This is a genomic window from Luteimonas sp. Soil_C_16, assembly GCF_057657295.1.
Genome location: NZ_JBDGIS010000006.1, coordinates 281,347 through 290,999 on the forward strand (window position 1 = coordinate 281,347; position 9,653 = coordinate 290,999).

The following is a 9,653-nucleotide window of genomic DNA, read 5'->3' on the forward strand; positions in this document are numbered from 1 at the left end:
GTATCGCGGCGGATCGCGTCCGGCGAAGACGGTTTTGCTTACTTTTGCCAAGACAAAAGTAAGCCGCGCGACAGCGCGGAAGCCCTGTCTTTGATCTTCGCTCGCGATTGACTTGTTTCTTGAACATCAAAGTCGTAAAGCGACGAGCGAAGAAGCTCAAGCAAGTACAGAGCTTTCGCCCGCTGCGCGTGCGAGTTCCTTTTTGACGGGCCAAAAAGGGAACCAAAAACCCCCTTCGCCGGACGCGAGCCGATGCGATGAAGCCGCATCGGTGCCCTATGCTCCTCGCCTGACGCGGCACGCAGCCCAAACTCGCTGCGCTCAGACATGGGCTGCTCTTCGGCCACGTCAGGCTCCGGTGCTCGGCTCGCTCTACGGCTCGATTCAAGTCAGAAGCCAAGGCAAAGCCAAAGCAAAAGCGAAAGCTGAAGCTGAAGAAGCATCCGGCGCCCGATGGACGCCGGATGCTGGAAAGGCGTATCAGCCTGCCGCTGAAGCAAGCTCCCCCTGCACACCCCGCGCCCGTCGGATCAACCGCACGCTGCCATGCCGCATGTCGTCGAGAATCGCGTAGATCGTCGGCAGGAACAGCAGGCTGACCACCGTCGAGAACGCCAGACCACCTGCCACCGCGCGGGCCATCGGCGAGTACGCCAGGCCGCCGAGCACGACGGTGTCGCTGAGCGAGATCGGAATCATCGCCAGGATCGCCGTGCCCATCGTCATCAGGATCGGACGCAGACGTTCGCGACTGCCTTCGACAAGTGCCTCCAGTCGCGGCATGCCGCGCCGGCGCAGGTTGTTGATGTGCTCGACCATGATGATGCCGTTGTTCACCACCACGCCCATCAGCACGAGGATGCCGATGAAGGCCATCACGGTGAACGACGTGCCCGTGAGCCAGAACAGCCAGAACACGCCGAAGACCGAGAACACCACGCAGCTCATGATCGCCGCCGGGAACAGCAGCGATTCGAACACCGCCGCCATCACCACGTAGATCATGATCACCGCGATCAGCAGGTTGAACATCATCTGCCGGCTCGCCGCCGCGTCGTCCTCGAAGCCGCTGCCCGAGAAGCTGTAGCCGTAGCCCGCGGGGAACGCGACCGTGTCGAGCACCTGCTCCAGTGCCTTGCGGGCGTCGGGCATCGTGGTTTCGCCGGCGAGATTGGCCTGCAGGGTCAGCGAGGTCTGACGATCGTTGCGACTGATGCGACTGGCGGACGGCTCGACCCGCATTTCCACCAGACTCGTCAGCGGCACGCTGCGGCCATCAGGTGCGCGGACCATGAAGCTGGCAATGTCGGCCTGGTTGAACTGCTCGGCGCCGGCGAAACGCACCCACACCGGCACTTCGTCCTCGCCGCGTCGGAACTCGCGCAACTGGCTGCCGCGCAGCGCCAGGCCGATGAAGCTGGAGACCTGGTCGGCACTGAATCCGAACGCGGCCGCGCGGTCGCGATCGACGCGGATGGTGAGTTCCTGGTTGAGGTCGCCCGCCTCGACGCGCACGTCGCGCAGCGCGGGGTTGGCAGACAGCATCGGGATCACGCCATCGGCGAGTTCACGCAGCACCTGGGTCGAGTCACCGACCAGCTGCACCTGCACGCCCTGTCCGCCTTGGCCACCACCACCACCGCCACCCTGCCCGCCGCCCACGCCGACCTCGGCACGCGCCGATTTCGGCAAGGCCTGGCTGATCGCTTCGGACAGCGCCTTGGTGTCGCCGACGTCGTCGTTGAAGGTCACGACCGTGCCCGAGTCGTTGCCCTCGCCGAACCAGGAATAGATCTGCTTGATCCGGTAGGTCTCGCGGTTCTCGTCGAGGAAGGTCTCGAAACGCAGGACCTCGTCGGAGCGCTGTTGCAGGTTGTAGCTGCCCTTCCACTGGTAGTAGATCTGGATTTCCTTGCCGCCGCCGCTGTCGCCAAACATGTCGAACTTGGTCTTGGTCATCGGCACCAGACTCACCGCGACCACCAGCAGGATGGAGAGCACGGTGATGCCGCGATGCTCCAGCGACCAGCGCAGGATGCGCGCGTAGCGACGTTGCATGCGCGCGATTAAGCCGTTCGGGCTGGCCACGGCAGGCGGCGTCTTCATGCGCGCCGACATCATCGGGATCAGGCTCACCGCGACCAGCCACGAAGCCAACAGCGACACCGAAATGGTGATCGCCAGCTGGTTCATGAAGATGCTGATGTTGTTGGTCTCGCCCAGCATGTTCGGCACGAACACGATGCAGTGGCACAGCGTGCCGGCCGACAGCGCGATCGCGACATGGCGCGTGCCCAGCACCGAGGCCAGCCACGGCTGGTCGGGCATGCGTTCGCGTTCCTGGTAGATGCTCTCCACGACCACCACGGCGTTGTCGACCAGCATGCCGACCGCGAGCAGCAAGCCCATCAGCGACAGCACGTTGAGCGTGACGTCGAAGAAGTGCATGAAGCCGAGCGTGATGATGAAACAGATCGGAATCGCCAGCGTGACCATCAGCGTCGACGGCCAGTGGCGCAGGAAGAAGTACAGCACGATGATCGACAGCACCAGACCGATCGCGCCGGCCTCCACCAGTTCCAGCAGCGAGGACGTGACCTCGTCGCCCATGTTCTGGATGACCTTGACGTCGATGCCTTCGAGCCCGGGCTCGCTGCGCGCGGCCTCGACTTCGGCGAGTACGTTCCGCGACACCTCGACCAGGTTCGCGTCGCGCTCCTTGTAGATCTCCAGGCCCACCGCGGCGCGGCCGTCCAGACGGCGGCCGTAGTCCATGCGCTGCGGCTTCATGCGCACGTCGGCGACGTCCGACAGACGCAGGCCCTGCTGGTTGATGACGAGGTCGCGCAACTGCTGCAGATCCCCGATCTCGCCGAGCGGCTGCACGCGCAAGCGCTGCCCGCCATCGAGAATCTGTCCGGCGGAGACCGAGAAGTTCAACGCGCGCAAACGCGTCGCCAGTGCATTGAGCTCGATGTCGTGTGCGGTCAGACGGTCGGGCTGGACCGCGATCTCGACTTCGTTCGGCGCCGCGCCGTTGATCTCCACGCGCGCCACGCCGGGCACGCGCTCGAGCCTGCGCTTGAGCTGGCGGTCGATGAGCTCGTAGCTGCCGGACAGATCGACGTTCGCCGCCAGACGCATGCGGAGCACCGGCTGGTCGCTGGTGGAGAATTTCTGCACCATGTAACGGCGGAAATCGTCGGGCAGATCGCTGCGGATCGCATCGATGCGCTCGCGGGCTTCCGATGCGCTGATCGCGATGTTGCGGTCCCAGTCGCTGAACTCGAGAAACACGAACGCGCCGTCCGAAGTCGCCTGCCCCCGCATACGCTTGATGCCGCTCATCGTGGCCAGCGTTTCCTCCGCCGGGCGCAGCAAGTTCTGCTCCGCCTCGGACGGCGTCGAGCCGGTATACGGCAGCTGCACCACCAGGAACGGCGCCGAGATGTCCGGCAGCGCTTCCAGCGGCAGGCGCACCGACGCGATCAGTCCGATCACCACCATCGAGATGAAACACATGATGGTGGTGACCGGGCGCCGCAGGCTCAGCTCGGCGATGCTCATGTCGCGCTGGCCTCCGCGTCGGGACGATCGGCCGCTGCCCCAAGACGCGTACGTCGGCCGCGTTCGGCGTAGTAGGCATCGGACTTGCGATCCAGCAGGTCGTAGACCACCGGAATCACCAGCAGGGTGAGCACGGTCGACACCGCCAGACCGCCCATCACCACGATCGCCATCGGCGAGCGCACTTCGGCGCCGTCACCGAAGGCCAGTGCCAGTGGCAGGAAGCCGAACAGCGTCGACAGCGTGGTCATGATGATCGGCCGCAGACGCGAGCGTGCACCGTCCACCAGCGCCTCGCGCTTGGGCACGCCGGCCTCGCGCAACTGGTTGACCTTGTCGATCAGGATGATCGCGTTCTTCACCACCAGGCCCACCATCAGGATCAACCCGATGAAGGCGACCACCGAAATGGTGTTGCCCGTCAGCAGCAGGCCGCCGATCGCACCGACCATCGCCAGCGGGATGGTGAACAGGATGACGAAGGGATGCAGCAGCGATTCGAACTGCGAGGCCATCACCAGATAGACCAGGAAGATCGCCAGCGCGAACGCCATCAGCAGCGAACGCATCGACTCGGCGAGCTCTTCGCCCTGACCGCCGATGTGCATGCCGACTTCGGGACCGAGCGGATTCTCGGCCACCATCTGCCGCACTTCGCTCACCGCAGCGCCCAGATCGATGCCGCGCAGGTTCGCCGAGATCACCGCCACGCGGACCTGGTCGGCGCGGTGGATTTCGCTCGGCCCGACCGTCGCGATCACGTCGGCCACCGAATCGAGCCGCACCGGCGATGCGCTGCCCGGATTGACGATCAGGTTGCGGATGCGGTCGACCGAATCGCGTTCGTTCTCCTGCGCACGCACCAGCACGTCGATCTTGCGATCGCGGAAGTTGTAGCGCGTGGCCACTTCGCCGCGCACCGCGCGCACCACCGCATCGGCGATCTGACGCGTGGTCAGGCCGAAGGCGCCGGCGCGTTCCTGATCGAACACGATCTGGATCTCCGGAAAGCCCTGCTCCACCGTGCTCTTGACGTCGGCGTAGTGCGGATTGGCGCGCAGCAGTTCGGACATGCGCTGGCCGGCCTTGGCCAGACCTTCGAGATCCTGCCCGCGCAGTTCGATTTCCAGCGGTGTGGAGAAGCTGAAAATCTGCGGGCGTGCGAAATCGACCGCGACACCCGGATACTTCTGCATCGTCTCGCGCAGGCGCTCGGTCTGCTGCGCTTCGAACTCGCGACTGCCGCCACCGCTCATCACGATGCTCAGCTTGCCGATGTTCTCGCCGCTCTCGGTCGGATTGGCATCCAGGCGCGTGCCGCTGCCGCTGACGCCGAACAGCAGCTCGACGCCGTCATCGCCGGTGTGCGCCTGCTGCACCTCGCGCATGATGCGGTCGGTCTCGCGCAATGGCGTGCCGGGCGGCAGCTTGGCGGTCATCTCGAACCGGTCCTGCGCCAGCTGCGGAATCAGGTCGGTGCCCAGCAGGGGCACCGCCAGCAGGCTGACCACGAACACCGCGGTCGCAGTGCCCAGCACCAGCCAGGGACGCGCGAGCGCGGCCGGCAGCATCTTCAGGTAGCTGCGCTCGGCGCGGTTGTAGGGCGCCATCGCCAGATCGCTGGCGCGGCCCATGACCCGGCCGCTGCCGCCCGAGATGAAGCGCCAGACCCGCACGACCACCCAGGCGATGCCGAACAGCACGCCGCGGAACCCGGCGCCGATGCCGCGTCCGGTCGCCGCCAGCGGCTTCTGCCAGCGGCTGTCCGGATGCCACTGCGGGTGCGGCGCCTCTTCCGGAAACGCCATCGGCGGACGGCCCTTGAGCGAGGCCATCATCGGAATCAGCGTCAACGCGACGAACATCGACACGCCGACCGCGATCGCGATCGTCAGCGCCTGGTCGCGGAACAGCTGGCCGGCGATGCCTTCGACGAACACCAGCGGCAGGAACACCGCAATGATCGTCAGCGTCGACGCGACGACCGCCATGCCGACCTCACGGGTACCGGTGATCGCGGCCTCCAGAACACCCAGCCCGCGCTCGCGCGCCTTGGCGATGCTTTCGAGCACGACGATCGAATCGTCGATCACCAGTCCCGTCGCCAGCGCCAGACCGCCGAGCGACATGACGTTGAGGCTCAGCCCCAGCTGGTCCATGAAGAAGAACGTGGTGATGATCGAGATCGGCAGCGACAGGCTCACCACCAGCGTGCTCCAGCCGCTGCGCAGGAACAGGAAGATGATCAGCACGGCCAGGGTGCCGCCGATCACCGCGTCGGTGCGCACGTCGTGGATCGCGGCGCGCACGAACTTCGACTGGTCGTCGACGACGGTCAGCGTCATGTCCGGCGGCAGCTCCTTGCGGATGACGTCCAGACGCGCCTGCACCGCGTCGGCGGTCGACACCGTGTTCGCGTCGCCTTCCTTGTAGATCGCCAGTTCCACCGCCTCGGCGCCGCCGAGCCGGATGATGCTCTCGCGTTCCTTGAAGCCCTGACGCACGGTGGCGATGTCGCGCAGACGAATCGCGCGGCCGCCGGCGATCGTCGTGCTGCCCGCGCCAGACGCGCTCTGCACGGATGCCGCGGCCGCGAGCACTGCCTGTGAGCCGCTGGCCGCGGCGATCGCCGCCATCTGCTGCGCGGCGTTCGCGGCACTGTTGTCGCCGCCCGATTGCGTGGCGACCAGCATCTCGCCGATCTGCTCGACGCTCGAGAACTGGTTGACCGTGCGCACGAGGTAGCGCTGCGTGCCCTGGTCGAGCCGGCCGCCGGACAGGTTGATGTTCTCCTGCTGCAGGCGCTGGATGACGTTCTCGATCGGCAGACCGATACGCGCCATCTGCTGCAGATCGAGCTCGACCTGCACTTCATCTTCGAAACCGCCACCCACCTTGACCGCGGCCACGCCGACGACGGGCTCGATCTTCTTCTTCAGGTCGTCGTCGGCGTAGCGACGCATGCGCGTGAGTTCGTCGACGGCATCGCCCTTCTCGCCAGCGGTCAGCGCGAGCCGCAGGATCGGCTCGGTCGAGGGATTGAAGCGCAGCAGCACCGGCGGCGTGACTTCCAGCGGCAACTGCAGCGTTTCGAGCTTGTCGCGCACCTCCAGACTCGCCTGGTCCATGTCGGTGCCCCAGGCGAACTCCAGCACCACGTCGCTCTGGCCGGTGCGCGAGATCGAGCGCAGCTTGCGCACGCCCTTGACCACGCCGACGGCTTCTTCGACCGGCTCGCTGACCAGCGTTTCGATCTCCGACGGCGCCGCGCCGGTGTACTCGGTGCGCACGGTCAGCGTGGGATAGCTGAGGTCGGGCAGCAGATTGACCTTGAGGTTGGTCAGCGCGATCAGGCCGAACAGCATCATGCTGATCGCGACCATCCACACCGTCACCCGACGACGTGTGGAGAACTCGACGAGATCGAAACGTCCCGTCGGAGCGGCGTGCGGATCCGCGGCCGGGCCGTCGCCGGCGGGGCCGTCGTGCGGCGCGCCGGCCATTACTTCGCGTCGCTCTTGGCGTCGGCGGCGGCAGGCGCTGCAGCGACCGGCGCTTCACCGATCACCTGCACCGTGCTGCCTTCGCGCAGCGCGACCTTGCCGGCCGTGACGACCGGATCGCCGTCTTCGAGGCCGCTGCGGACTTCGATCAGGTTGCCGTCGATGTAGCCCAGCTCCACCGGGACGCGCACCGCCTTGCCGTCGCGTACGGTGTAGACCGCGGTTTCGTCGCCTTCGTCGAGCAGCGCGCTGCGCGGAATCACCAGCGCATCGGCGCGTTGGTCGTAATCGATGTGGATGCGGCCGAACATGCCGGCGCGCAGCATCTCGTTGCCGGCGAATGCGGTGACCACGCGGAATGTGCCGCTGCGCGATTCGACGATCGGCGCGACGCGCTCGACCACGCCTTCGAAGCTTTCGCCCGGCAGCGCATCGACCTGCAGGCGCACCGGCTGGCCGCGCTTGAGCACGCGCAGTTCGCGCTCGGGCACGTTGAGCGTGGCTTCGATGCGCGCGTTGTCGACGATGCTGAAGATCGGCGTGTTGATCTGCACGAAGTTGCCAGTGCGGATCATGCGCTGCGAGATCACGCCCGAGATCGGCGCGGTCACCGCGGTGTAGGACAGTTCCAGCTGCGCCATCTCGTGCTGGGCGCGCGCGGTATCGAGGTCGAACTTGATCTGGTCGAGATCGTTGGCGCTGATCATCTGCTGGCCCACGAGCTGCTGCGCGCGGCGGTAGCTGTTCTCCAGCTTGCCCATCGTGGCGCGGCTTTGCAGCACGGCCAGACGTGCGCGGTCGGGATCGAGCCGCACCAGCGGCTGGCCGGCGCGCACCGTGTCGCCCTCTTCGACCAGCACCTCGAGCGCGATGCCCGAGGTCTTGGCGACCACGTCGGCGCCGCGCGGCACTTCCAGCGAGGCCGTGCCCACGTAGCTGGCGGCCACGCTGCGGCGCGCGACCACTTCCGTTTCCACCGGCACCGGCGCCGCAGCCGCATCGGCAGGCTTGGCCTGGGCATCGCCACCCCCCTTGCACGCGGACAGACCAAGGGCGGCGGCCAGAAGAATGGCGCCAGTCAGGACGCGTCCCGTGGACGCGAAGGCATGCGGTGTGGACATGTGGATTCGATGTGACCCCTACGGTGTTGTAGCAAGGTATATCACCAGTGCATGACACCGAATGCGCCATAGGTCATGGTGACCTCCGGTCGGCGTCCGGCGCCGATGTTGCAGCGCATTGGGTTTGCGACGCGGCCGTGGCTATACTGGCCCGGTTGTGCACCGGTTCATGCAGAACGCATCAGTCGGTCGCAATCGCATCACGCTTCCCAGACAGCACCTTCAGCCATTCAGGATTGCGGATAACCCGATGACGCGACTGCTGATGCTCGCCGCCTGCTTCGTTCTTGCTTCGCCCGTCCTGCGCGCATCCGCGCAGGACGCCGCTGCACCCGCCGCCCCGACCGCGCCTGCGGCCGCAGCGACGGCGGCCAATGTGCCGCTGGTCGGCAATGCCGAGACCGGTCGCCAGCTGACCTATACCTGCCAGGGCTGCCACGGCGTCGACGGCTACCGCAACGTCTATCCGCACTACCACGTGCCGAAGATCGGCGGCCAGTCGCCCGAGTACCTGGTCAACGCCCTGCACGAATACAAGCGCGGCACACGTCGTCACCCGACGATGCAGGCGCAGGCGCAGAGCTTCACCGACCAGGACATCGCCGACATCGCCGCCTTCCTTTCTGAGCTGACCAAGTGAGCGGCGCCATGATCCGTCCGGCCCGCGCCCTGCCCGTCCTCGTGCTCGTCGGCCTGCTGGCCGCCTGCGGCGGCCAGTCCCACGATCCCGAGGCGCAGCCCGCGCGCAGCTCGTCCGCCGGTCTGCCGTCGGGCACCGCCGAAGCGGGCGAACAGGCCGCCAACGTCAAGAGCGCGGCCACCGGCCAGACGTGCATCGACTGCCACGGCGCCGGCGGCAACGTCCCGATCGATCCGACCTACCCCAAGATCGGCGGCCAGTTCCGCGATTACCTCGCCCACTCGCTGCAGGCCTACCGCGACGGCGACCGCGAACACGCGCTGATGTCGCAGCAGGCCGCCGGCCTGAGCGACCAGCAGATCGCCGATCTCGCCGCGTACTTCGCCGCGCAGCCGAGTCAGCTGCGCGATCTGCGCGGGGCGCACGACCGCTGAGGTCGTTTCGGCGGCGCTGTGTTCGCGCCGTTTGATGTCGTGTGTCCGTTTCGGCGGGCATGCGTCAGTCGCGCCCCGACGGGGCGTTCCTTGATTCGATCTGACCAGGTCTCAGCCTGGTTCCGAGGCGTGCCTGTGTCTCTGTGCTCTGGCTCAGCTTCGGCTTCGGCTTCGGCTTCGGCTTTGGCTTCGGCTTTGGCATCGGCTTTGGCTTTGGCATTGGCATTGGCATTGGCACTGGCTTCGGCTTCGGCTTCGGCTTTCGGCCTTTGACTTGAATCGAGCCGTAGAGCGAGCCGAGCACCGGAGCTTGGCGTGGCCGAAGAGCAGCCCATGTCTGAGCGCAGCGAGTTTGGGCTGCGTGCCGCGTCAGGCGAGGAGCGGAGGG

Annotated in this window: 7 protein-coding genes; 3 read left to right on the forward strand and 4 right to left on the reverse strand. The window is 66.6% G+C overall.

What is annotated here, in order from left to right:
* Nucleotides 1–38: 38 nt before the first annotated feature.
* From AC3A5T_RS13300 to AC3A5T_RS13315, 4 genes are all read right to left on the reverse strand, one after another.
* Nucleotides 39–347: a hypothetical protein gene (locus tag AC3A5T_RS13300; RefSeq protein ID WP_487628968.1), complete on the reverse strand. Its 309-nt coding sequence runs from the start codon at nt 345–347 to the stop codon at nt 39–41.
* Nucleotides 348–480: 133 nt separating this feature from the next.
* Nucleotides 481–3,567 carry an efflux RND transporter permease subunit gene (locus tag AC3A5T_RS13305; RefSeq protein ID WP_487628969.1) on the reverse strand — a complete coding sequence of 1,029 codons (3,087 nt, stop codon included), beginning with the start codon at nt 3,565–3,567 and terminating at the stop codon, nt 481–483.
* Nucleotides 3,564–7,070 carry an efflux RND transporter permease subunit gene (locus tag AC3A5T_RS13310; RefSeq protein WP_487628970.1) on the reverse strand — a complete coding sequence of 1,169 codons (3,507 nt, stop codon included), beginning with the start codon at nt 7,068–7,070 and terminating at the stop codon, nt 3,564–3,566. The genes AC3A5T_RS13305 and AC3A5T_RS13310 overlap by 4 nt, the downstream gene beginning before the upstream one ends.
* Nucleotides 7,070–8,191 carry an efflux RND transporter periplasmic adaptor subunit gene (locus AC3A5T_RS13315; protein ID WP_487628971.1) on the reverse strand — a complete coding sequence of 374 codons (1,122 nt, stop codon included), beginning with the start codon at nt 8,189–8,191 and terminating at the stop codon, nt 7,070–7,072. The genes AC3A5T_RS13310 and AC3A5T_RS13315 overlap by 1 nt, the downstream gene beginning before the upstream one ends.
* A 250-nt stretch (nt 8,192–8,441) precedes the next feature.
* On the opposite strand from AC3A5T_RS13315, the gene AC3A5T_RS13320 reads away from it, so the two are divergent.
* From AC3A5T_RS13320 to AC3A5T_RS13330, 3 genes are all read left to right on the forward strand, one after another.
* Entirely contained in the window at nt 8,442–8,831 is a 390-nt protein-coding gene (locus AC3A5T_RS13320; protein ID WP_487628972.1) for a c-type cytochrome, read from the forward strand.
* An 8-nt stretch (nt 8,832–8,839) separates the two neighbouring features.
* The gene (locus AC3A5T_RS13325; protein ID WP_487628973.1) at nt 8,840–9,265 is read left to right on the forward strand and encodes a c-type cytochrome; all 426 of its coding nucleotides are present in this window, start codon (nt 8,840–8,842) and stop codon (nt 9,263–9,265) included.
* Between the two features lie 143 nt (nt 9,266–9,408).
* The gene (locus AC3A5T_RS13330) at nt 9,409–9,543 is read left to right on the forward strand and encodes a hypothetical protein (protein WP_487628974.1); all 135 of its coding nucleotides are present in this window, start codon (nt 9,409–9,411) and stop codon (nt 9,541–9,543) included.
* The last annotated feature ends 110 nt before the right edge of the window (nt 9,544–9,653 follow it).